Annotated in this window: 21 protein-coding genes; 17 read left to right on the plus strand and 4 right to left on the minus strand. The window is 65.6% G+C overall.

What is annotated here, in order from left to right; all coding sequences use genetic code 11:
* Positions 1-57 precede the first annotated feature (57 nt).
* Both V6M89_RS09650 and V6M89_RS09655 read left to right on the plus strand, forming a co-directional pair.
* Positions 58-747 (plus strand): hypothetical protein, encoded by a 690-nt coding sequence (locus V6M89_RS09650; RefSeq protein ID WP_332852985.1) that lies wholly within the window; start codon positions 58-60, stop codon positions 745-747.
* A gap of 13 nt (positions 748-760) precedes the next feature.
* Entirely contained in the window at positions 761-1081 is a 321-nt protein-coding gene (locus V6M89_RS09655) for a hypothetical protein (RefSeq protein ID WP_332852986.1), read from the plus strand.
* Here V6M89_RS09655 and V6M89_RS09660 read toward each other — a convergent pair.
* The 3 genes from V6M89_RS09660 to V6M89_RS09670 form a co-directional block, all read right to left on the minus strand.
* A complete protein-coding gene (locus V6M89_RS09660) occupies positions 1074-4364 on the minus strand; it encodes a BTAD domain-containing putative transcriptional regulator (RefSeq protein ID WP_332852987.1) in 3291 nt (1096 codons plus the stop codon). The genes V6M89_RS09655 and V6M89_RS09660 overlap by 8 nt on opposite strands.
* A 188-nt stretch (positions 4365-4552) precedes the next feature.
* A complete protein-coding gene (locus V6M89_RS09665) occupies positions 4553-7684 on the minus strand; it encodes a carboxypeptidase-like regulatory domain-containing protein (protein ID WP_332852988.1) in 3132 nt (1043 codons plus the stop codon).
* A gap of 181 nt (positions 7685-7865) precedes the next feature.
* Entirely contained in the window at positions 7866-9302 is a 1437-nt protein-coding gene (locus V6M89_RS09670; RefSeq protein WP_332852989.1) for a cryptochrome/photolyase family protein, read from the minus strand.
* 133 nt (positions 9303-9435) lie between these two features.
* Here V6M89_RS09670 and V6M89_RS09675 point away from each other — a divergent pair, with 133 nt between their 5' ends.
* The 6 genes from V6M89_RS09675 to V6M89_RS09700 are packed head-to-tail and all read left to right on the plus strand — an operon-like array spanning position 9436 to position 14040.
* Positions 9436-10086: a YqgE/AlgH family protein gene (locus tag V6M89_RS09675; RefSeq protein ID WP_332852990.1), complete on the plus strand. Its 651-nt coding sequence runs from the start codon at positions 9436-9438 to the stop codon at positions 10084-10086.
* Positions 10087-10473, plus strand: a complete 387-nt coding sequence (gene ruvX / locus V6M89_RS09680) for a Holliday junction resolvase RuvX (RefSeq protein ID WP_116991599.1) — start codon at positions 10087-10089, stop codon at positions 10471-10473.
* A gap of 5 nt (positions 10474-10478) precedes the next feature.
* Positions 10479-10988: a bifunctional pyr operon transcriptional regulator/uracil phosphoribosyltransferase PyrR gene (pyrR, locus tag V6M89_RS09685; protein WP_332852991.1), complete on the plus strand. Its 510-nt coding sequence runs from the start codon at positions 10479-10481 to the stop codon at positions 10986-10988.
* A 17-nt stretch (positions 10989-11005) separates the two neighbouring features.
* Positions 11006-11971 (plus strand): aspartate carbamoyltransferase catalytic subunit, encoded by a 966-nt coding sequence (locus V6M89_RS09690; RefSeq protein WP_008452016.1) that lies wholly within the window; start codon positions 11006-11008, stop codon positions 11969-11971.
* 8 nt (positions 11972-11979) lie between these two features.
* Positions 11980-13281 carry a dihydroorotase gene (locus V6M89_RS09695; protein ID WP_332852992.1) on the plus strand — a complete coding sequence of 434 codons (1302 nt, stop codon included), beginning with the start codon at positions 11980-11982 and terminating at the stop codon, positions 13279-13281.
* A gap of 9 nt (positions 13282-13290) precedes the next feature.
* Positions 13291-14040 (plus strand): lysophospholipid acyltransferase family protein, encoded by a 750-nt coding sequence (locus tag V6M89_RS09700; RefSeq protein ID WP_332852993.1) that lies wholly within the window; start codon positions 13291-13293, stop codon positions 14038-14040.
* A gap of 42 nt (positions 14041-14082) precedes the next feature.
* Here the strand turns inward: V6M89_RS09700 and V6M89_RS09705 are convergent, their stop codons facing one another.
* Positions 14083-14931: a symmetrical bis(5'-nucleosyl)-tetraphosphatase gene (locus tag V6M89_RS09705; RefSeq protein ID WP_332852994.1), complete on the minus strand. Its 849-nt coding sequence runs from the start codon at positions 14929-14931 to the stop codon at positions 14083-14085.
* Between the two features lie 141 nt (positions 14932-15072).
* Between V6M89_RS09705 and rfbB the strand changes: the two genes are divergently transcribed.
* The 9 genes from rfbB to waaA all read left to right on the plus strand — a co-directional run bounded on the left by rfbB (position 15073) and on the right by waaA (position 23935).
* Positions 15073-16146, plus strand: coding sequence for a dTDP-glucose 4,6-dehydratase (gene rfbB, locus V6M89_RS09710; RefSeq protein WP_332852995.1), 1074 nt, complete (start codon positions 15073-15075; stop codon positions 16144-16146).
* Positions 16143-17045 carry a glucose-1-phosphate thymidylyltransferase RfbA gene (rfbA, locus tag V6M89_RS09715; protein WP_332852996.1) on the plus strand — a complete coding sequence of 301 codons (903 nt, stop codon included), beginning with the start codon at positions 16143-16145 and terminating at the stop codon, positions 17043-17045. Before rfbB ends, rfbA begins: the two co-directional genes overlap by 4 nt.
* Entirely contained in the window at positions 17042-17590 is a 549-nt protein-coding gene (gene rfbC, locus V6M89_RS09720) for a dTDP-4-dehydrorhamnose 3,5-epimerase (protein WP_332852997.1), read from the plus strand. Before rfbA ends, rfbC begins: the two co-directional genes overlap by 4 nt.
* Complete coding sequence (rfbD, locus tag V6M89_RS09725; RefSeq protein ID WP_332852998.1) at positions 17587-18444, plus strand: dTDP-4-dehydrorhamnose reductase; 858 nt, start codon at positions 17587-17589, stop codon at positions 18442-18444. Before rfbC ends, rfbD begins: the two co-directional genes overlap by 4 nt.
* 243 nt (positions 18445-18687) lie before the next feature.
* The gene (locus tag V6M89_RS09730; RefSeq protein WP_332852999.1) at positions 18688-19782 is read left to right on the plus strand and encodes an MraY family glycosyltransferase; all 1095 of its coding nucleotides are present in this window, start codon (positions 18688-18690) and stop codon (positions 19780-19782) included.
* Positions 19783-19848: 66 nt separating this feature from the next.
* Entirely contained in the window at positions 19849-20163 is a 315-nt protein-coding gene (locus V6M89_RS09735; protein ID WP_332853000.1) for an H-NS histone family protein, read from the plus strand.
* A 72-nt stretch (positions 20164-20235) separates the two neighbouring features.
* Positions 20236-21618 (plus strand): phosphomannomutase/phosphoglucomutase, encoded by a 1383-nt coding sequence (locus V6M89_RS09740; protein WP_332853001.1) that lies wholly within the window; start codon positions 20236-20238, stop codon positions 21616-21618.
* A gap of 4 nt (positions 21619-21622) precedes the next feature.
* Complete coding sequence (gene waaC, locus V6M89_RS09745) at positions 21623-22636, plus strand: lipopolysaccharide heptosyltransferase I (RefSeq protein ID WP_332853002.1); 1014 nt, start codon at positions 21623-21625, stop codon at positions 22634-22636.
* Between the two features lie 9 nt (positions 22637-22645).
* A complete protein-coding gene (gene waaA / locus V6M89_RS09750) occupies positions 22646-23935 on the plus strand; it encodes a lipid IV(A) 3-deoxy-D-manno-octulosonic acid transferase (protein WP_332853003.1) in 1290 nt (429 codons plus the stop codon).
* Positions 23936-24002: the final 67 nt, after the last annotated feature.

Genomic DNA, 24002 nt, shown 5'->3' on the forward strand with positions numbered 1-24002 from the left:
CTTCCAGCGGTCACCGATATTCCATCGGCGGCGCTTTATCTACAGGAAGAAAGCATCATGTCAGTCACCAGCACATACTCATTCATACAAGGGTTCTTCAACGGCGTCTTTGTCGGCCAGAACGCCGTGAGCGCAGCGGATCAACTGTTCACCGAATCGCCTCCGGGCAGCGGCGTGTTCGTCGTCCACCGTCCCAGCGGCGAGAACGTGGTCGATCTCGGCAAGCTGATTAACACCAACGCCAACGTCGGCATGGTCGCCAAGCAGCTGATCGCCGCCGGCGCCTCGCTCACCAGCGGCCTGCGCGTGCAGGGCACGCCGTGGATCAGCGTTCCCTACTTTATCCAGTCGCCGGCCGCGCACAAACCTTTCGACATGCTAGCCAAGGTCAATTTCGATTTCCATATCGAGACGCCGTGGTTCTGCAGCGATATCGACGGCACCATCTCGGTGTTCCTGTTCGTCTTCCTCGACAGCCAGAAGCACCTGCATGTCACGGTCGACGGCACCTGGTTCTCGTTCGAGGGCGGCTCGCCGTTCTGCGCCGGTCCCGCTTCCGATGCATTGAAGGCCGCCATGCCGGCGGTGCGCAAGGAAGTGCAGAACCTGCTGCCGCAACTGACGTCGGCCATCGCCAACGTCAAGTTCTCCAAGACTTACTTCTTGCCCGGTAATGGCACCAAGACCGCCGGCGCCTTCGTACAAAACGCCAGCAGCGACGCGTCGCTCGGCCTGCTCTTAGCTTAAAAGGAAAATGAAAATGGATAAGGATCAAAAACTGGTCAACGACATCTGCGCGCTGCTGCGCGACGCAGGCTATACCGGCCTGACCGTGCACGCCGACCAACACGGCACGTTGCTCAATGCCACCCGCGAACATGGCGGCGTGGTGCTGCGCCTGTCGCCGGACATGCAGAAAGTCACGCGCCGCACCGAAGCCGGCGCGGCCGAGGCACACAACGTGCGGCTGGATGTGCACGAGGTGCCGGCGATGGAAGGCGTGGAGCAGCAGATACGCGCCAATCCCGAACTGGCCAAGGCCATGGGCATCCCGTCCCAGCATCTGAAGTACATCATGTAGTTCGCGCCGGTCCGGCCTTGCCCGCCAAGTGGGCGGGGCTGGACTGCGCCGCGCCGGCCAGCAGCTGCTGCGCCAGCGCTTCGATTTCCGGCGCCACCGGCGTGCCCAGCGCGCTCAATGCCATGCGTTGATAGCGGCGGTAGACCGACAGCCCCGCCTCGAACGCCGCGTCGTCCAGATGGATGCGCATCAGGTCCGCGCTCAGCGTCTTGCAGTACTGGTCGGCCTCCAGCGCCCGCTCCAGCAATTGCGTGGCGGCGGCGGTATTGCCGGCATGGGCCAGCTGGCGTCCGGCGTCGCCCAGTGCGCGCGCCAGTTTGCCGCGCCACAGTTCGCGCCGCGCCAACAGCCACGGCGCGCTTTCCCCGAGCATCAACTCCCCCCGGTACAGCGACAGCACTTGCGCGGCGGTCGCCAGCAGTGCGGCTTCGTGCGTCGCCGGGGCGGCGTCGCCGGCGGCGGCCCATTCCTGCGTCAGCGTTTGCAGGCGTGGCAGCAGCCGTTCCAGCGTCGCGGTATCGCTCCAGCACTGCTGCGGCGCCAGCGACAGCGTTCCCTGTTCCAGCAGGATGCAGCCCGCGCCCACCGTCGCCCGCAAGCGCGACAGCGTGGTTTCCAGCGCGTGGCGCGCAGTGTCGCCATCGGCGTCTGGCCACAGCAATTCCGCGGCGCGCTCCAGCGAGACGCTGGACGGCGCGTGGGCCGCGATCAGTTTCAGGATGTCGAGCTGGCGGTGCTTGGATTTGCCTTGCGAGCGCAATGGCTCGCCGGCGATGCGCAGCTCGAAACCGCCGAAGCTGCGCACCTGCACCGGCCACGGCCAGTTGTCGCCGGCGTCTTCCGGCGGAGTCAATCGCCAGGCGCGCACCAGCATATTGGCTGCGGCGGGGATGATGCCGGCCGCCAGCGCGTGCGCGCACAGCGGTTGCAGGAGGTGCGGCGTGGCGAAGGTCAGGTAGCCGCCTCCCTGCGAGGCGATGTGGTTCAGCGCGCGGCGCAGTTTGTCCTGCGCCATCAGCAGCTGCGCCGGGTGCGCGCGTTGCAGTTGCGGCAGCGCTTGCGCCTTGCCGTCGGCGCCGGTGATGAACAGCCACGCCTCCAGCAGGTCGGACAGGGTCGCCGCCAGCGGCGAGCTGTAGTCGCGGGCGTGCTGGCGCAGCACGACGGTTTCGGCGGCGCAGCGTTCGCGGTCCAGCAAGGTCCAGGCGACGCAGTTGGCGGCCTGCGCGTAGATCTCGTAAGGCACGCTGCCGAAGCGCAGCGCCGCTTCGTGCGCCAGGCGGGCGTGCGCCAGCGCGCCTTGGCCGTCGCCGCGGCAGCTGGCCAGCCAGGTTTGAGTCAGCTGCAGATGGGCCACCAGGTTGTGATGTTGCGGCGGCGTTTGTGCCGCCACGTCGGCGGTGGCGGCGGCGGCTTTGTCGAGTTCTCCGCGCAGCAGGCAGGCGGCCGCGTACAGCAGCACGTAGTGCGCGTCCATGATGCGGATGCCGCTGCTTTCCGAACTGGCGCGGCAGGCGGCGAAGACGGCGTCGAAGCGGGCGTGGTCCATGGCGGCCAGCGCGTCGTACAGCTGCACCAGGTGCGACAGGTAGCGCGCGTACGGCGGCAGCGTGGCCGCTTCCGGCAGCGCGTCCAGCAGCACCCGCACCGAGCGCACGGCGGCGTAGCGGCCGGACTGGTAGTAGTGCTGGCCCAGCATCGCGCCCAGCCGCACCTTCAGCGTGGGATCGGCCGGCTGGCGCAGCACGTCCAGCGCGCGCTGCTCCCACAGGTCCATGTCCTGGTGGCCGGGATCGGTCATGAACAAGCCGCTCCACATGCTGTGCGTCAGGTGCGCTTTCAGGCCGGGATCGGGCAACTGGTCATAGTCTTCCGACGGGTCCACGTGCTGTTGCAGGAAGGCGCGCAGCGGTTGTTCGGCCGCACCGTCGAAGAAGTAGGAGCTGATGATGGCGCTCAGCGCCAGGAAGCGGTGCATCGGCCGGTTCTGTTCCGTGAACGCTTGCAGCGCCTTGAGCAGCGCGGCGCGGGCGCGCGCGGTGTCGCTCATGAACACGGCCAGGCCCAGCCAGTAGTAGTGCCACGGGCTGCGGTGCGCTTCGGGCAGGGCGTCGATCCAGCGCGCCAGCGTGGTGTGGCGGGCGCTGGCCAGCATCGCTTCGGCGCGCGATTCGATCAGGCCGGCCGCGCGTTCGGGCATGCCGTGTTCCAGTGCCAGCTTGATGGCGGTGTCGCCGCTGCCGTCGGCCAGCAGGGTGTCGATGCAGCCGGCGATCCATGCGCGGCGCTGCGCGTCGTCGGCGCGGGTGGCGGCCCACTTGCGCAGGAAACCCTGGAACAGCGGGTGCAGCGCGTACTGGCGGCCGGGGTATTCATAGATCAGCGCTCCCTGCGCGGCCAGGCGGGCCACGATGTCGGCCGCGTGCGGCGCGCCGGACAAGGCCGCCGCCCAGGCGCCGCTGAAGTGCGGCAGCCAGCACACGGCCAGCAGCGTGGCGCGTTCCTCGTCGCTGTAGGCGCTGAATACTTCCTCGGCCAGGTAGCCGACCATCGCTTCCGACAGCACATCCTCGGCGGCCAGCGCGGCGCCGGGGCGGCGCTTGAGCCACGAGGCCACCAGCGCGATGCCGGCGGCCCAGCCGCGCGTGAAGGTGTAGACGCTGTCGGCGACGCTGTCGGCATGGACGATGCCCAGCACGTTGAGCAGGATTTCGGTTTCGTCGCGGCTGAAGGCCAGCGCCGCGCCGTCCACTTCATGCATGTCGCCGTGCGCCAGCAGGCGCGCGCAGGCGGCCGGCGGCAGCGCGCGGCTCAGCACCACGACCTTGCTGGCCGGCGGCAGTTCGGTGGCCAGCGTTTCGAGGAACTGGCGGAAGAAGGGCGCGTCCTGGCAGCGGTGGGCGTCGTCCAGCACGATGCAGCTGGCCGGCGCCAGCGCCGCGCCCAGTGCGCGCACGTACAGCCGCAGGTAGCCGTGCAACGCCGGCAGGTGTTCGCGCAGCAGCGGCGGCGGTTGCCAGCCCGGCGCCACGCCGCCGTTGGCGATCGCCTGTTCGAAGTAGAGCAGGAAGCTGGCCGGGTCGATGTCCGCCTCGTCCAGTCGCAACCACGCAACAGTGGGGCCGGCGGCCTGGCAGAATTCCAGCCCCAGGCTGGTCTTGCCGGAACCGGCCGGCGCGGCGATCCAGGTCAGCGTGGCGGGGGAATCGAGCATGGCCTGCACGGCGCTGTGGCGGCCGATCAGACGGGCGACGGGACGGGAAGTCTTGGCGAGGGATGCCATGATGCGGTTCCTTGAAGCGGACTGCGCGGGAACCACTAGTTTAATTCTGATTATAAAAAGAACAAATCTTTTATTTCGACAACTATCGTGCTGCAAGGAGGGCTGTCGTTCCCGCGAAAGCGGGAATCCATGCAGCGCCGGCTTCGGACGCGTTCTATGGATTCCCGCCTGCGCGGGAATGACGGAGCTTAGACCGGATCGACCTTGTTGGTCAGCGTGAAGTGCGCTTCGGCGTAGTTGTCGCCATCGACGAACATCCACCAGGTGCCGCTCTTGTTAGGCCCAACGGTGAACGGCGCCAGATGGCCTTCCTGGTAGTTGTCGCCGTCGGCATAGCCTTCGCCGTAGCAGCGCAGCGTGGCCTTGACCTGGATGACGTCGTTGGCCAGCAGGTCCAGCGTCAGGATCAGGCGCCCCATCGCGTCGTCGGCCACCTGGTCGAACACCTTGACCACATGGGTGTCGGACGACGGTCCCAACTGGGCGATGTTGTAGAAATCGCCGACGCTGTGCGGATAGGCCGCGGCGGCGAATTCATAATCGGTGGTCGCCATCCAGCCGTCGATGGTCATGCGGCGGAACCAGTGCTGCGGATCCTTCAGGTCCACCGTCACGTTGGCGGTCTGGTTGGCCGCCACCGTCACCGTTGCGGCGCCGTGCAGCTCCTGCTTGTCGGCGGTGACTTGCACGCTGCCCACCGGTACGCCGGTCAGCGTGAAGCTGCCGTCGGCGGCGCTGTGGGTGAACTGGTTCTGCGACAGCTGCACGCTGACGCCGGCCGCCGCCTTGCCGCCGTAATGCACCACGCCGTGCAGCGTGCCGGTCTGCGCCACCTTCTTCCATTTGTAGATGGTCACTTCCTCCCAGCGCGCCGGCCGGTAGATCAGCGGTTCGGCATAGCCGTACAGCGGCGCGTCGAAGAAGCACAGGTTGGCGGGGCTGACGGCGTTGGCGTCGCCGGTCTGGCGCCAGGCATCGGAGTCCTTGGCGTCGGTCTCGCACCAGTCGGAGGCGAAGGCGTTGAGCATCTGGTTGGCGGTATCGTCGGCGGCGTCGGTCAGCGCGTTACCCAGCCAGCCGGCGCTCTCCAGCACCATCTCGTGGATCTTCGAGTACAGGATCTCGCCGGCGGCGATGCGCTCGTCGGACTGGTAGACGTACAGGCCGTCCGGCGTCGACTGCACGATCTGCGCGCCGCCCGCCAGGTCGCTCTGTTCCAGCATGCCGCCTTCCATCGGCACGCCGGACTGCTTGATCGACATCCACAGCAGCGACGAGCACACCGTCGGGAAAGTGTTGGCGGCCCACTTGGCGCTGGCCGGCGCCTTGTCGGTCAGGCCGATGGCGGGCTTGGTGTAGCAGTAGAAGCGGTAGTGGCTCTTGCCGGCCTGCTGGGCGGCGAAATCGGCGATGCCGTGCAGCGTCTGGCGGATCTCCAGCGTTTCCTTCAGCGGATCGGGCTTGACCACCATGGCCGGCACGATCTCCGGCGCCACGCCGCCCAGGTCCATCTTCGATTCGATGGTGGCGAAGCCGGCGATCGGATGCTTCTTGCCGGTCTCGGGATCGACCATGTCCTCGCCGTCGACCGCGTGTTCGACGGTCTGCGTGACCACGCCCGGCCACAGGTATTTGAGCACGTCGGGACGGGCGCCGTCACCGTCGATGAATTCGATCAGCCGGTCTTCCGAGGCGGTGGAGTGGGTGATCTCGTCACGGTTGCGGGTCATGATGCCGGAGTGCGAATAGCGCTGCGCCGGCGTCACCGTTTGCAGCACGGCGGAGATCAGGCTGCCGTTGCTGGGGTTGAGGATCAGGTCGCCCTTCTTGGCGTTCATGAAGCGCGGCGGCATCTGCATCCAGCGTTTTTCCTGGGTCGGCATGCAGAACATGCCGTCGGGGATGTGGTCCGGCATATTCCACGGATCGCATTCCTGGCCTTCGACCGGGAACGGCGGCGCCATGTGCATGTCCATCGCCGTCAGCGTGTGCAGCGGTTGCAGCGCGCTGGCCAGCGCGGCCGGCACACGGCTCATGCCGACCTGCAGCGCCGACGAGGCGGCGGCCGGCAGCATGCCGTACTGGCCCAGGCGCGCCACTTCCTCCACGGTGATCGAGGCCGGATTGGCGACCAGCTGGCGGCTGGCCAGGTCGCTCAGCAGCGCCTGCGCATTGGCGTTGACCAGCAGCTTCTTGCTCATGTGCTGAGGCACGTCGAAGTGGGCGCTGACGCGCACCGGCAGGCCGTTCGGCGCCGTGCCCTTGTAGTGCGCGCTGAAGGCGATGGCGGCTTGCGGCAGCTGCGCTTTCGGGATCACGACGTCGATGCGGGTGCTGGCCTGGGCCTTCAGTACGATGGCGCTGGCGACCGGGGGACGCAGCTCGAATTCGCGCGGGCCGTCTTCATAGGCCAGTTCCAGCTGCATGCTGCTCAGCGTCAGGTTGCCGGCTTCGGGATTGCGCACCACGAAGCTGGCGCGGAAGCTGCCGTCGACGAAGCGCGCGCTGAAGTCGCTGCTCTCCACCGGCGGCTGCAACACGCCGCGCTGGCGCGCCAGGAAGTAGGGGTTGGCCACGCTGACGCTGCGCTGGATCACGCGCGGCGCGGCGCCCGGCTGCTGCACCGTCACCTGCACATGGAACACCGTGTGCGGGCGGTTGGGATTGAGCTGGGCGGCGAAATCGTGCTGCACCGTTGGATGCGTGCTGCCCAAGGCGGTCGCGCCCAGCTGCCAGTTGTAGACGGCGGCGGTGGCGCCGCCGCCGGCATTGATGGCCACGCGCGGCTGTGTAGTCGGCAACAGGATCGGATGGCTGGCGGCGTCGCGCGCGGGGATGGTGTGTGCGCTCATCGCTGTCTTGCGCGGCACGATGGGACCGACGGGCACGGCCGGCGTGGCCGGGGTGCGCGGCTTGATCTCGATGCGCGGACGCGGCGTGCCCTGGGTGCGGCGCTCGGGTGCGTTCTGTACCGTCAGTATCATCGCGGTCGGGTTGTGCGGCGCGCTGCGCACCGTCAGCATGGGCGGCTGCTTGCCGTCGGCGGGGGCGTTGATCTGGACTTCGGCTTTCAGCTTCTCGATGGCGCCGCGCTTGCCGGCGGTGACGTTGATGGTCTTCTTGCCGGCGCGGTTCCATACCAGGTACTGCTTGGAACCGGGCACGCCGTTGATGCTGATGTTGCCGCTTTCGTTGTTATCGTAGGACTGGCCGTTCGGCGCTTTCACTTCAACGCAGATGCTGTCGCCGATGGCGGCGACAGCAGGCGTACAGACAACGGAACCAAGCAGCGGGGTTGGGATGGTTGGTACTTGCAACATGGGAACTCCTGTGGACAGTGGGAATGATGACGTCAGGCCTGTTTGCAGCAGTCCTGGTGTTCCCAGTGTCGTGTGGAGCTCCCCACAAATCGCTCACAAATACCGGGGTCAGGTCCCCCATTTATTCATCAGCTCGGCTTTTTAGCCGAGCTGATGAATAAATGGGGGACCTGACCCCGGGTTATTTTTTCACCACCGCGTAGCGCTCCAGCGTGCGCTTGCGCGCCTCGTCGTGCATGACGATGGGATCGGGATAGTCCAGCGGCAACATGCGCGGCACCAGCCACGGCGCGTGGATTTCCTTGTCGCTCAAATCCTTCAGCTGCGGCAGGTAGCGGCGGATGAACTTGCCCGTGCTGTCGAACTTTTCCGATTGCGTGATCGGATTGAAGATGCGGAAGTAGGGCTGGGCGTCGCAGCCCGACGACGACGCCCATTGCCAGCCGCCGTTGTTGGAGGCCAGGTCGAAGTCGTTCAGGTGCAGCGCGAAATATTCCTCGCCGCGGCGCCAGTCTATGCCCAGGTCCTTGATCAGGAAGCAGGCCGTCACCATGCGCAGGCGGTTGTGCATATAGCCGGTCTGGTTCAGCTGGGCCATGGCGGCGTCCACCAGCGGGTAGCCGGTGCGGCCTTCGCACCAGGCGGCGAACAGTTCTTCGGCTTGCGGGCCGGTTTCCCATTGGATGGCGTCGTAGGCCGGCTTGTAGGCGCCGCCCACCACGTGCGGGTTGTGGAACAGGATCATGGCGTAGAACTCGCGCCAGATCAATTCCGCCAGCCACACCGGCGCGCCTTCGCCGCCGGCGCCGCGCGCCATCAGGTCGACCACGGTGCGCACCAGGTGCCGCACCGACAGCGTGCCGAAGCGGAAATGGATGGACAAATAAGACGGCCCCTTCACGGCCGGGTAGTCGCGTGCATCCTTGTAGCTGGCGATGCGCGGCAGGAAGTCTTCCCACAGTTGCGCCGCGCCCGACATGCCGGTCGGGATCTTCATCTCGGCCAGGTTGCTGGGCTCGAAGCCTAGCTCGGCCAGCGTCGGCAGCGGCTGAGCTTGAGCCCCGGCGGGAGGCGGCGCCAGCCGTGCCGCATGCGGTTCGATGTGATAGGGCGCCAGAACCGAAGGGTCCGCCTCCAGCTTCTTCAGCCAGGCGTTCTTGTAGGGCGTAAACACCGAGAACACGCCGCCGGTCTGCGACAGCACTTCGCTTTTTTCAAAGATCACCTGGTCTTTGTAGCTGAAGAACTGGCGGCCGTCGGCGCGCAGCGACTGTGCCACGGCGTCGTCGCGGGCGATGGCCTGGGGTTCGTAGTCGTGGTTGCAATACACGGCGTCCACGCCCAGCTCGGCGGCCAGGGCCGGGATCGCGGCGGCCGGATCGGCGTGGCGCACGATCAGGTGGCCGCCCAGCTGTTGCAGTTCGGCCGCCACTTCGGCGATGCTGGCGTGGATGAAATCGACCCGGCGGTCGCGGCGCGGCAGGCCGGCCAGGATGGTGGTGTCGTAGACAAAAACGCAATACACGCGCTCGCTGTCTTGCAGGGCCTGGTGCAGGGCGACATGGTCGAAAACCCGCAAATCGCGGCGCAGCCAGACCAGGGAGGAATTCAGTTTCATTCAGTCTGTGTCAATGGGTTGGGGGAACTCAAACATGGCCGCATCCGCAATTCAGTGTAAACTATCGTTTAGACAGAGTTGCTAGCCGCGCGAATACTACAGTAATTGTCAGCAGCACAGAAAGAACACGCATATGAAGAAAAGCAAAATCGGCAAAACTCTCCCTGTACCCGGCCTGCTGCAGGAGGCCGGCGATCCGTTGGAATCCCCTGGTAGCGGTATGGCGGCGACGCTGAACCTGGCAAATCATTTCCTGATTGCAATGCCCTCCATGCAGGATCCGGTCTTTGGCGGCACCGTCGTGTACGTGTGCGAGCACAATGAAAACGGCGTGCTGGGCGTGGTCATCAACAAACCCACCGACATGACGATGGAGGTGCTGTTCGAGCGCATCGACCTCAAGCTGGAGTCCAGCGTCGACGTCGACGCCCCCATCATGTTCGGCGGCCCGGTGCAGGACGACCGCGGCTTCGTGCTGCACACGCCGGGCCAGCGCTATTCCTCGTCGCTGACGGTGACCGAGGACGTGGCCTTCACCACCTCGATCGACGTGCTGGAGGCGGTGGCCGCCGGCGACGGTCCGCCGCGCATGTTGGTGTCGATCGGCTATTCGGGCTGGAGCCCGGGGCAGCTGGAAGACGAGATCAGCCGCAACGGCTGGCTGACCGTGGGCGCCGATCCGGAGATCCTGTTCAACCTGCCGATCGAGGAACGCTACACGGCCGCGATGCGCCTGCTGGGCATCGATCCGCTGATGCTGACCTCCGAGGCGGGTCACGCTTAAATGACCATAGAGACCATCTTCGCTTTCGATTTCGGCGTCAAACGCATCGGTGTGGCCATGGGCAATACGATGATCCGCCAGGCCGAGCCGGTCAAGGTGATCAGCGCCATCGACAACGCCACCCGCTTTGCCGACATCCAGGCGCTGCTGGACGAATGGAAGCCGGCGCGGCTGGTGGTCGGCCTGCCCATGCATCCCGACGGCGCCGAGCACGAAATGACGGCGCGCGCGCGCAAGTTCGCCAATCAACTGCACGGCCGCTTCAGCCTGCCGGTGGAGCTGGTCGACGAGCGCTATTCCTCGGCCGTGATTTCCGCCAAGCGCGGCGAAGTCATCGACGACCGCGCCGCCGCCATCATCCTGCAACAATATTTCGACACCCACTAAATCCCATGTCCACACTGAACCCCAACCAACTCGACGCCGAAGCGCTGTACGCGACCCTGCTGGCCGACGTCAAAGCCGGCCTGGCCGGCGTGGCCGATGTCGCCATCGTCGGCATCCACTCCGGCGGCGCCTGGATCGCCGAACGCCTGGCGGCCGACCTCGGCCTGTCCGCCCGCTGCGGCGTGCTGGACGTGTCCTTCTACCGCGACGATTACGCCAAGAAGGGTTTGCCTGCGGACGTCAAGCCGACCAACATCACCTTCGAGGTGGCGGCCGCCAACCTGCTGCTGGTGGACGACGTGCTGTACACCGGCCGCACCACCCGCGCCGCGATCAACGAGCTGTTCGACTACGGCCGCCCGGCGCGCATCATGCTGGCCGCGCTGGTGGACCGTGGCGAACGCCAGCTGCCGGTGGCGGCCGACTTCGTCGCCGCCCACGTGCAGGTGCCGCAAGGGCAGGCGCTGGTGCTGAAGCGCGCCGACGATGGAAAATTTACGCTAACCATAGAATAACGCTTAGACCAAACTATATGCTTAATCCGCAACTGAACAAACACGGCGAGCTCCAGCACTTGCTGTCGATCGAGGGACTGCCGAAGTCCATCGTCAACCACATCCTGGACACCGCCTCGTCGTTCGTCGGCATCTCCGACCGCGACGTCAAGAAGGTCCCGCTGATGCGCGGCAAGTCGGTGTTCAACCTGTTCTTCGAGAACTCCACGCGCACCCGCACCACCTTCGAGATCGCCTCGAAGCGGCTGTCGGCCGACGTGATCAACCTGAACATCCAGGCCTCGTCCGCCAGCAAGGGCGAGTCGCTGCTCGACACCATCGACAACCTGTCGGCCATGCACGCCGACATGTTCGTGGTGCGCCACGCGCAGTCGGGCGCGCCCTACCTGATCGCCAAGCACCTGCACGACACCAAGCAGTCGCACGTGCACGTGGTCAACGCCGGCGACGGCCGCCACGCGCACCCGACCCAGGGCCTGCTGGACATGTACACCATCCGCCACTACAAGAAGGACTTCACCAACCTGACGGTGGCGATCGTCGGCGACATCCTGCACAGCCGCGTGGCCCGTTCCGACATCCATGCGCTGACCACGCTGGGCGTGCCGGAAGTGCGCGCCATCGGCCCGCACACCCTGCTGCCTGGCGGCCTGGAGCAGATGGGCGTGCGCACCTTCACCAATATGGAAGAGGGCTTGAAGGGCGTCGACGTGATCATCATGCTGCGCCTGCAGAACGAGCGCATGAGCGGCGCGCTGCTGCCGTCGGCGCAGGAATACTTCAAGAGCTACGGCCTGACGCCGGAACGCCTGGCGCTGGCCAAGCCGGACGCGATCGTCATGCACCCGGGCCCGATGAACCGCGGCGTCGAGATCGACTCGGCGGTGGCGGACGGTCCGCAGGCGGTGATACTGCCGCAGGTGACTTTCGGGATTGCAGTACGCATGGCGGTAATGAGCATAGTGGCGGGGACGCAGGGATGAGCGCAGGCATGAAACTACACATTAAAAACGGTCACCTGATCGATCCGGCCAATGGCATCGACGGCAAGAACGACCTCTACATCGCCGACGGCAAAGTGCTGGCGGTGGGCAGCGCGCCAAGCGGCTTCACGGCCGACCAGACCATCGACGCCAGCGGCCTGATCGTCTCGCCCGGCTTCGTCGACCTGTCCGCGCGCCTGCGCGAGCCGGGCTACGAATACAAGGCCACGCTGGAATCGGAAATGCAGGCCGCCATGCAAGGCGGCGTGACCAGCCTGATCTGCCCGCCGGACACCGATCCGGTGCTGGACGAGCCGGGCCTGGTCGAGATGCTCAAGCACCGCGCCAAGACGCTGAACCAGGCCAATGTGCACCCGCTGGGCGCGCTGACCGTCGGCCTCAAGGGCAAGGCGCTGACCGAGATGGCCGAGCTGACCGAAGCGGGCTGCATCGGCTTCGCGCAAGCGGAAGAGCCGATCGAAGACACCAACGTGCTGCTGCGCGCCATGCAGTACGCCAAGACCTTCAACTACACCGTGTGGCTGCGTCCGCAGGATGCGCACATCGGCCGCGGCGGCATCGCGGCCAGCGGCCCGCTGGCTTCGCGCCTGGGCTTGTCCGGCGTGCCGGTGATGTCGGAAACCATCGCGCTGCACACGATCTTTGAACTGATGCGTTCCACCGGCGCCCGCGTGCACCTGTGCCGCATGTCGTCGGCGGCCGGCCTGGAGCTGGTGCGCAACGCCAAGAAGGAAGGCTTGCCCGTCACCTGCGACGTCGGCGCCCACCACATCCACCTGACCGACGCCGATATCGGCTTCTTCGATTCGAACGCGCGCGTGACGCCGCCGTTCCGCAGCCAGCGCGACCGCGACGCGATCCGCCTCGGCCTGCTGGACGGCACGGTCGACGCGCTGTGCTCGGACCACACGCCGGTCGACGACGACGAGAAACTGCTGCCGTTCGGCGAAGCCTCGCCCGGCGCCACCGGGCTGGAGCTGCTGCTGTCGCTGGCGCTGAAATGGGCCGACGACTACGCCGCCACCCAGGACACGGGCGCGGTGCGTCCGCTGGCGCGCGCGCTGGCCCGCATCACCTCCGACGCGGCCCGCGTGGCCGGGCTGGACGCCGGCACCCTGTCGGTCGGCGCCTCGGCCGACGTCTGCCTGTTCGATCCTGAAGCGCGCTGGACCGTGGAAGCATCGGCGCTGGCCAGCCAGGGCAAGCACACGCCGTTCATCGGCTACAACCTGGCCGGACAGGTCCGCACCACCATCGTGGCAGGTCACGTCGCCTACCAACGCAGCTGATCGGTTTGCATGAAGCTTACGATGATCTTCCGCCTGGTGCGGGTGTTTGTGCATGTGCTGGTCGGGATGACGATCTGTGCGACGGTGTTCCCCTGGAGTGGGCAGGAAAAGCGTAACGGCCACATCCGCCGCTGGTCGACCCGGCTGCTGGCGATGTGCAATGTGACGGTGGAGCAGAGCGCCGGCGTGCCCTTGCTGGACCGGGCGATGGTGGTGGCCAATCACGTCTCGTGGCTGGACATCTTCGTCATCCACAGCCTGCATCCGAGTCACTTCGTGGCCAAGGCCGAGATCCGCGCGTGGCCGCTGGCCGGCTGGCTGGCGGAGAAGGCCGGCACCGTGTTCATTTCGCGTGGCAACCGGCGCGACCTGCGGCACATCTTCAAGGGACTGGTGCACAGCCTGGAGCGCGGCGAGCGCGTGGCCTTTTTCCCGGAGGGGACCACGGCGGCGCAGGGCAGCCTGCTGCCGTTCCACGCCAATCTGTTCGAGGCGGCGATCGACGCCAAGGTGCCGGTGCAGGCGATCGCGCTGTCCTACCGCGAGCCGTCGGGCGCTTCGCATCCGTCGGTGGATTTCATCGGCGAGACCACCTTCGCCGAGAGCATCATGCTGATCCTGGATGGTCCGCCGGTGAAGGCCCGCTTGACGATACTGCCGGCCATAGCCAGCATCGGCGCGCATCGCCGCGAGCTGGCCGAGGCCACGCACCAGGCCGTCGCCGCCGCGCTGGGCGTGACGGCAACCCCGCACGGCTAGGCGGGGTCTGACCCCTCGGGGTCAGACCCCTGGCTTGCGGGGTTATTTTTTGCCGCTGTGTTGCTGGAATTCCGGGCACTGCACTTGCAGCAGGCTGCGGTCTTCCAGGCACACGGCGCTCAGCTGGCCGCCCCACACGCAGCCACTGTCGAGCCCGATCAAATGCGGCTTCAGCACCAGGCCCAGCGCCGACCAGTGGCCGAACACCACCGTCTCCTTGCGGCTGCGCCGGCCCGGCACCTCGAACCACGGCATCAGGCCTGAGCCTTTTTCCGCCGTGCCGCTTTCCTTCATCTTGAAATCCATCACGCCGTCGGCATCGCAGAAGCGCAGCCGCGTCATCGCGTTGATGATGCAGCGCAGCCGGTCCGCGCCCTGCAGCTCGTCGCTCCACTGGTCGGGCAGGTTGCCGTACATCTCGGCCAGGAACTCCTCCATGCCGGCGCCGCGCAGCATCTGCTGCACTTCGCCGGCCAGGGCCATCGCCTGCGCCGCCGTCCATTGCGGCAGCAGGCCGGCGTGCACCAGCAGATGGCCCTGGGTGTGGATGGCCAGCGGACGGCGTCGCAGCCAATCGATCAGCTCGTCCCGGTCGGGCGCGTGCAGGATCTCGGCCAAGGTGTCGGACTTGTGCTCGGGCCGGATGCCGTAGGCCACCGCCAGCAAGTGCAGGTCATGATTGCCGAGTACGCTATCGATGCGGCCGCCGCTGCCCATCGCCAGCGCGCGCACATGGCGCAGCGTGGCCAGCGAATCCGGGCCACGATTGATCAGGTCGCCAGCAAACAGTATGACGGGCTCTTCTTCACCGGCATGTTCGCGGACCCGTTCCAGCAGCAACAAGGTCTGCTCATGGCAGCCCTGCAAATCCCCGATTACATAGGTTTTCATATGGATGCTCTGTGGTTCGTTGCTTTGGAATCTGAAATACCCTGAAATCAGAGCGTGGGGTGTCGATTTTTGCCCGGTAGCAGGGCAGTTTCACATAAAATCATGCTTACGACTAATTTGACTCTTGCAGCGGGATACTAAATGATTTTTGTGACGGGTGGTGCGGGTTTCATCGGCTCGAATTTTGTCCTCGACTGGCTGGCTCAGTCGGACGAGTCTGTCATCAACTACGATAAGCTGACCTACGCAGGCAATCTGAACAATCTGGCGTCGCTGAAGCAGGATGGTCGCCACACCTTCGTGCGCGGCGACATCTGCGACCAGGCGCAAGTGCTGGCCTTGTTCCAGCAGCACAAGCCGCGCGCGGTGGTGCACTTCGCCGCCGAGAGTCATGTGGACCGCTCCATCCTCGGACCGGGCGAGTTCATCAACACCAACATCAACGGCACCTTCAGCCTGCTCGAAGCGACGCGCGCCTACTGGTCGGCGCTGCCGGACGACGAGAAGGCCGCGTTCCGCTTCCTGCACGTGTCCACCGACGAAGTCTACGGCACGCTGGGCCCGGACGATGCGCCGTTCAGCGAGACCACCGCGTTCGCGCCGAACAGCCCGTACTCGGCGTCGAAGGCCGCCTCCGACCACCTGGTGCGTTCGTATCACCACACCTACGGCCTGCCGACGGTGACCACCAACTGCTCCAACAACTACGGCCCGTATCACTTCCCCGAGAAGCTGATCCCGCTGATCATCGCCAACGCGCAGGCCGGCAAGCCGCTGCCGATCTACGGCGACGGCCAGCAGGTGCGCGACTGGCTGTACGTCAGCGACCACTGCGCGGCGATCCGCCGCGTGCTGGAAGCGGGCCGGCTGGGCGAGACCTACAACGTCGGCGGCTGGAACGAGATGGCCAACCTGGACGTGGTGCACACCCTGTGCGACATGCTGGACCGGCTCAAGCCGAAGGCGGACGGCGCCAGCTACCGCGCGCAAATCACCTACGTCAAGGACCGCCCCGGCCATGACCGCCGCTACGCCATCGACGCCCGCAAGCTGGAGCGCGAACTGGGCTGGAAGCCGGCCGAGACCTTCGAGACCGGCATCGCCAAGACCGTGCAGTGGTACCTGGACAATCAGGCCTGGGTGGCCGACGTGCAGTCGGGCAGCTACGCCAAGTGGGTGGAAACCAATTACTTTAACCGCGAAGGCCAGCAATGAGCACTCCTACGACTAGCCGCAAAGGCATCATCCTGGCCGGTGGTTCCGGCACCCGCCTGTATCCGGTGACGATGAGCGTCTCCAAGCAGCTGCTGCCGATCTACGACAAGCCGATGATCTACCATCCGCTGACGGTGCTGATGTTGGCCGGCATGACCGAGATCCTGCTGATCTCGACGCCGCAGGACACGCCGCGCTTCCAGGACCTGCTGGGCGACGGCAGCCAGTGGGGCATCCACATCAGCTACGCGGTGCAGCCTTCGCCGGACGGCCTGGCGCAAGCCTTCATCATCGGCAAGGAATTCGTCGGCGATTCGCCGTCGGCGCTGATCCTGGGCGATAACATCTACTACGGCAATGACCTCGACGCCTTGCTGCGCCACGCCACCGAGCAGACCGACGGCGCCACCGTGTTCGCCTACCACGTGCAGGACCCGGAACGCTACGGCGTGGTCGAGTTCGACGCCGACCGCACGGCCGTGTCGATCGAGGAAAAACCGCTCAAGCCGAAGTCGAACTACGCCGTCACCGGCCTGTACTTCTACGACAACCAGGTGTGCGACATCGCCGCCAGCATCAAGCCGTCCGCGCGCGGCGAGCTGGAGATCACCGACGTCAACCGCGTCTACCTGGAAAAGCAGCAGCTCAACGTCGAAGTGATGGGGCGCGGCATGGCCTGGCTGGACACCGGCACCCACGAGTCGCTGCTCGATGCCTCGCAGTTCATCGCCACCATTGAAAAGCGCCAGGGCCTGAAAGTGGCTTGCCCGGAAGAGATCGCCTACCGCAAGGGCTATATCGACGCCGCCCAGTTGCGCAAGCTGGCCGAGCCGCTGAAGAAAAACAACTACGGCCAGTACCTGCTGCAGATCCTCGAAGACAAGGTCGTACCGCGATGAATGTGATTGCCACGCCGCTGGAGGGCTTGCTGGTGCTGGAGCCGCGCGTGTTCGGCGACGACCGCGGCTTTTTCTACGAGAGTTTCAACGCCCGCCGTTTCGCCGAGCTGACCGGCGTCACCCTGCCGTTCGTGCAGGACAACCACTCGCGCTCGGCCAAGGGCGTGCTGCGCGGCCTGCATTACCAGATCCAGCAGGCGCAGGGCAAGCTGGTGCGCGCCACCGCCGGCAGCGTGTTCGACGTCGCCGTGGACATGCGCAAGAGCTCGGCCACCTTCGGCCAGTGGTACGGCATCGAGCTGTCGGCCGAGAACAAGAAGCAGATGTGGATACCGCCCGGCTTCGCGCACGGCTTCGTGGTCACCAGCGACGCCGCCGAATTCCTCTACAAGACCACCGACTACTGGGCGCCCGAGCACGAGCGCTCGGTGCTGTGGAACGACCCGGCCATCGGCATCGAGTGGCCGGCGCTGGACGCCGCGCCGCTGCTGTCCGGTAAAGACCAGGCCGCCTTGCTGCTGGCCGACGCCGAGGTGTTCGCATGAAAATCCTGCTGACCGGCAGCAGCGGCCAGGTGGGGTATGAACTGGCGCGCAGCCTGCAAGGCATAGGCGAGGTGGTGGCGGTGGACCGCAACGTGATGGACTTGTCCGACCTGGACCAGGTGCGCGACGTGATCCGCCGCGAGAAGCCGGGGCTGATCGTCAATCCGGCCGCCTACACGGCGGTCGACAAGGCCGAGAGCGAGCCCGAACTGGCGCACCGCATCAACGCCGAAGCGCCGGGCCTGATGGCGCGGGAAGCCAAACTGCTGGGCGCGGCCATGGTGCACTACTCGACCGACTACGTGTTCGACGGCAGCGCGCCGTCGGCGCGGGTGGAGGACGACGCCACCGGCCCGCTCAACGTCTACGGCGCCAGCAAACTGGCCGGCGAGCAAGCCATCGCCGCGGCCGGCATACCGCACCTGATCTTCCGCACCAGCTGGGTGTACGGCATGCGCGGCAAGAACTTCCTGTTGACCATGCTGCGCCTGGCCAAGGAGCGCGACGAGCTGCGCGTGGTGGCCGACCAGCACGGCGCGCCGACCTGGAGCCGCACCATCGCCGACACCACCGCGCTGGTGCTGTCGCAAGCCCACGCGGGCGGGCGCGAGTGGTGGGTGCAGAACAGTGGCGTGTATCACCTGAGCGCCCAGGGCCAGACCACCTGGTTCGAGTTCACCCAGGCCATCATCGAGGCGGCGGGGCTGGAATGCCGCGTGCTGCCGATCACCAGTGCCGAATACCCGGTGCCCGCCAAGCGCCCGCAGTACTCGGTGCTGTCGTCCGAGCGCCTGATGGCGCGCTTCTGTCACTTGCCGGACTGGAAAGAGGCCTTGCACCTGTGCATGCGCTGAGTTGTATCGGTTAGTAAGCAATCCCACCGTCCCCATACGCTGCTGCTATCATGCCGACGCGCCATAACGGCGCGCCGGCATGCTTCCCCGCGGCTGACGTTGCAAAACTGTCCAATGTTTGACGCCGGGCAGCTATTACTAGCCGTCAATTCAGGACCGGCCCGCTTAATCCGGTACAATCGCGGGTTAGCGTGTAGTCCATCCTTATCGGTTAGCGCATCCGGTAATTTTGTATAGAAAAATATGTTTTCCTTTTTACTGAGCTTTGTCGCTTCCGCGCTGCTAACCCTGCTGGTGATTAAAGAAGCGAGACTGCACGGTCCTGCGCTCGATTCCGATTTCATGGGCGTACAAAAAGTGCACGCCCACCATGTCGCCCGTATTGGCGGCTTATCGATATTCTTATCGGTGGCGCTGAGTTCTTTCATTTCCATTTGGCGGGTGCCGGCCATGACGCATTGGCTGATGTCGCTATTGGCCTGTTCCGCCGTGGCCTTTGTCGGCGGCATCGTCGAGGATTACACCGGTCGCGTCAGCGCCGCGCGCCGCCTGGTGCTGACCATGGCCGCCGCCGCGCTCGGCTATTTCCTGCTCGACGCCCGCGTCGACCGCATCGACTGGGCGTTTTCCGCCTGGCCGCTGCAATACATGTGGCTGACCCTGCCGCTGACGGTGCTGGCCGTGGCCGGCATCGCCAACGCGGTCAACATCATCGACGGTTTCAACGGCCTGGCCAGCGTGGTGTGCATCTGCATGCTGCTGTCGCTGGGTTATGTGGCCTTGCAGGTCAATGATATGTTCGTCTTGATCGCGGCGCTGATGGTGGCGGGCGCCACCGCCGGCTTCCTGATCTGGAATTATCCGGTCGGCATGATCTTCCTGGGCGACGGCGGCGCGTATTTCATCGGCTTCATGCTGGGCGAACTGGCCTTGCTGCTGGTGATGCGCAACCCGCAAGTTTCCACCTGGTACGCGGCGCTGCTGTTAATCTACCCGACCTTTGAAACCTTATTCTCCGTTTATCGCCGCATGTTTGTCCGTGGAAAGTCTCCGGCCATGCCGGACGGCATCCATTTGCATAGCCTGATCTTCCGCCGCATCGTGCAATGGGCGGTCGGCCGTAAAGAGGCGCGCGCGCTGATACGCCGCAATTCGATGACCTCGCCGTATTTATGGCTGTTTTCGCTGATGGCGGTGATACCGGCCACGGTATTGTGGCGCCACACCTGGGCATTAATGGTTTTCTGTATTTTGTTTATCAGCAGTTACATCTGGATATATGTCCGTATCGTCCGCTTTAAAGCCCCGCGCTGGATGATACGCCATAAGAAAACCTGACTTTTTTATGTTGATGTAATATATTCCCGCCGGGTTTTATATCACCTCACTTAAAAGGAATACCAAATGGATCTGTCGAATATGTCCTCCGCCGATTTGCGTAATCTGCAGGAACAAGTTAAGCGCGAATTAAAGCAGCGCGAAAGCCAGGACCTGGCCAAGGCGCGCGAACAGATACTGGCCATTGCCCAAAGCGTGGGCGTGCCCTTGAAAGACCTGGTTGGCGGCGCGGCCGGCACCCGGGCCAAGACCGGCAGCGTGGTGCCACGCTACCGCAATCCGGCCGATGCCTCGCAACTCTGGACCGGCCGCGGCCGCCAGCCGAAGTGGGTCAAGGACTGGCTGGAAGCCGGTAAAGACATCGCCGGCTTAAAGGTTTAAACTGCTTGCACTCCGATAACCTGCGGCTGGTACAACCAGCCGCTTTCACTCTACTCGCATACATTCCACACTATGGTTTCTTTATCTAAAACGATCTTCAAGGCTTACGACATCCGCGGCATCATCGATAAAACCCTGGATGCGGGCGTCGCGCGCCAGATCGGCCAGGCCTTCGGCCAGGCGGCGCTGGCCAAGGGCGAGACCAAAGTTGTGATCGGCCGCGACGGTCGCCTGTCCGGCCCGGTGCTGACGGCAGCGCTGGCCGAGGGCCTGCAAGCGGCCGGTGTGGATGTGATCGACCTGGGCGTGGTCGCCACGCCGATGGTGTATTTCGGCACCAATGTGCTGGGCGCCGCGTCCGGCATCATGGTCACCGGCAGCCACAATCCGCCCGACTACAACGGCTTCAAGATGGTGCTGGCCGGCGAAGCGATCCACGGCGACGCCATCACCGCGCTGTACCAGCGCATCGTCGACCACGACGGTAGCGCCGCCGCCAACAAGGGCGCCTACAGCACCCACGACATCCGCGCCCAATACCTGGAGCGCATCATCGGCGACGTCAAGCTGGCGCGTCCGATCAAGATCGCGGTGGACTGCGGCAACGGCGTGGCCGGCGCGTTCGCGGGCGACCTGTTCCGTGGCATGGGCTGCGAAGTGGTCGAACTGTTCTGCGAAGTGGACGGCAACTTCCCCAACCATCATCCCGATCCTGCGCATCCGGAAAACCTGCAAGACCTGATCCGCTGCCTGCAGGAGACCGACGCTGAACTGGGCATCGCCTTCGACGGCGACGGCGACCGCCTGGGCGTGGTCACCAAGGATGGCCAGATCATCTATCCGGACCGCCAGATGATGTTGTTCGCGGCCGACGTGCTGAGCCGCCATCCGGGCGAGCAGATTTTGTACGACGTCAAGTGCACCCGCCACCTGGCGCCGTGGATCAGCAAGCATGGCGGCGTGCCGCTGATGTACAAGACCGGCCACTCGCTGGTCAAGGCCAAGCTGCGCGAAACCGGCGCCCCGCTGGGCGGCGAAATGAGCGGCCACATCTTCTTCAAGGACCGCTGGTACGGTTTCGACGACGGCCTGTACTCCGGCGCCCGCCTGCTGGAAATCCTGACCCGCGAAGCCGATCCGTCCAAGCTGCTGAACTCGCTGCCGCAATCGGACAGCACGCCCGAGCTGCACCTGCACCTGAACGAAGGCGAGAACGTCATCGTCATGGACAAGCTGCGCGCCGACGCCAAGTTCCCCGGCAACGTGCAGATCATCACCATCGACGGCCTGCGGGTGGAATACGAAGATGGCTTCGGCCTGGCGCGTTCGTCCAACACCACGCCGGTGATCGTGATGCGCTTCGAAGCCGAAACGCCGGCCGCGCTGGCGCGCATCCAGGGCCAGTTCAAGAGCGTGATCCTGGCTGCCAAGCCGGACGCGGAACTGCCGTTCTAAGCGCATGACGGCGCAAGCGGGCGGCCGCAAGCCGCTGAACATTTTGCTGGTGCGCGTCTCCTCGCTGGGCGACGTGCTGCACAACCTGCCGATGGTGGCCGATATCGCCCGCCATTTCCCGGACGCGAATATCGACTGGGTGGTGGAGGAGGGCTACGTCAGCCTGGTGCGGCTCAACGCCCGCGTGCGCACCATCATTCCGTTTGCGCTGCGGCGCTGGCGCAAGAGTCTCGGCAAGCCCGAGACCCGCGCCGAGATCAAAAGCTTTTTCCGTACGCTGCGCGGGCAGCAGTACGACTATGTATTCGATACGCAGGGATTGCTCAAGACCGGCATCATCATGGGCGCGGCCCGGGTGGTGAAGTGCGGCCGCAAGGTTGGCCTGGCCAACGGCAGCGAAGGCTCCGGCTACGAAGGCATCTCGCGCATCTTCCACAACCTGAGCATCCCGACCGATCCGCGCACGCACGCGGTGGCGCGCGGCCGCCTGGTGGCCGGCGCTGCGCTGGGCTACGCGGTCGATACGCCGGCCGATTTCGGCCTGCCGGAAGTGTCGGCCAGCGAGCCGCGTCCGGACTGGATGCCGGCCGAGCCATACGCCGTCTACTTCCACGGCACCGCGCGCGATCCGAAGAAATGGGCGCCGGAGAACTGGATAGCGCTGGGCCGCGAACTGGCGCCCATGCCCATCCTGCTGCCCTGGGGCTCGCCGAAGGAGAAGGCCGAAGCCGAGGTACTGGCCGCCGGCCTGCCGAACGCGCGCGTGCTGCCGAAACTGTCGATGGCCGATGCGATGTTGCTGGCGCGTCACGCCGGCCTGGTGATCGGCGTCGATACGGGATTGACCCATATCGCCGCTGCCTTCGTGCGGCCGACGGTGGAGATCTACGCCGATTCGCCGCGCTGGAAGACCGAGGGCAACTGGTCGCCGCGCATCATCAACCTGGGCGATCGCGGCACGCCGCCGTCGGTGGCCGAAGTGCTGTCCGCAGCCCGTAGCTTGCTCGCGCAGTCATAAGTAATCGCCATGCGTATTTTCTATTCCGTGATGTGGTGCCTGGCCTTGCCGCTGGTGCTGACCCGCTTGTGGCTGCGCGGCCGCAAGGAGCCGGGTTATCGCCAGCATTGGGGCGAGCGCCTGGGCTTCTACACCGGCGCCGCTTCTGATGTGCAGACGCTGTGGGTACACGCCGTGTCGGTGGGCGAAACGCGCGCCGCCGAGCCGTTGATCGACGCCTTGCTGGCCGAGTATCCGAACAGCCGCATCGTCCTCACCCACATGACGCCGACTGGCCGCGCCACCGGCAAGACCCTGTTCGCCAAACATGGCGCGCGGCTGGTGCAATCGTATCTGCCGTATGACACTGCGACGATGGTGGGCAGCTTCATCAAACATTTCAAGCCTGCGGTCTGCATCCTGATGGAGACCGAGGTGTGGCCGAACCTGATCGCGGTGTGCGGCAAGCGCGGCGTGCCGGTGGTGCTGGCCAACGCCCGCCTGTCGGAGCGTTCGCTGCGCAGGTCGCGCCGCTTCGGTTCCCTGCTGGTGGATGCCGCGCGCGGCATCTCGCTGGTCGCGGCGCAGACGGCGGCCGATGCGGAGCGCGTGCGCTCGCTGGGCGTGCAGCGCGTCGAGATCACCGGCAGCATCAAGTTCGACGTGGTGGTGCCGGATGCGGCGCTGGCCATCGGCGCGGCGCTGCGCGGCGTGATCGGCGGCCGTCCGGTGCTGCTGTGCGCCAGCACGCGCGAGGGCGAGGAAGAACTGATACTCGATGCCTTCCGCCAGCAGCGCGCAAGCTTGCCGTCCAATGTATTGCTGCTGATCGTGCCGCGTCATCCGCAGCGTTTCGATGAAGTGGAGAAGATGGTCGGCGCGCATGGCTTGAGCGTGCAGCGCCGCAGCAAGCTGGCGCTGGACGGCGGCGATGCCGCGTTGCCGGGAGTTGTCGATGTGCTGCTGGGGGATTCGATGGGCGAGATGTTCGCCTACTACGCGGCCTGCGATGTGGCCTTCGTCGGCGGCAGCCTGCTGCCGCTGGGCGGCCAGAACCTGATCGAGCCGGCGGCGCTGGGCAAGCCGGTGCTGATCGGAGTACACACCTTCAACTTCGCGCTGGTGACGGAAGATGCGTTGGCTGCAGGCGGCGCGCAACGCGTCGCCGATGCGGCGGAGCTGATGTCCGCCGCAGGGCGTCTGCTGAACGATGAAGCGGCGCGCGCGGCGATGGGCCGCAACGCGCTGGCCTTCGCCAACCAGCATCGCGGCGCCACGCGCCGCACGCTGGCGTTGTTGCCGGCGCTAATCAAACCTTAAGAACCTCGTCGTTCCCGCGCAGGCGGGAATCCATGCTGCGCCTCTGACCACGAGACGTATGGATTCC

This window comes from Duganella sp. S19_KUP01_CR8 (assembly GCF_036688705.1).
Lineage (GTDB): Bacteria > Pseudomonadota > Gammaproteobacteria > Burkholderiales > Burkholderiaceae_D > Rugamonas.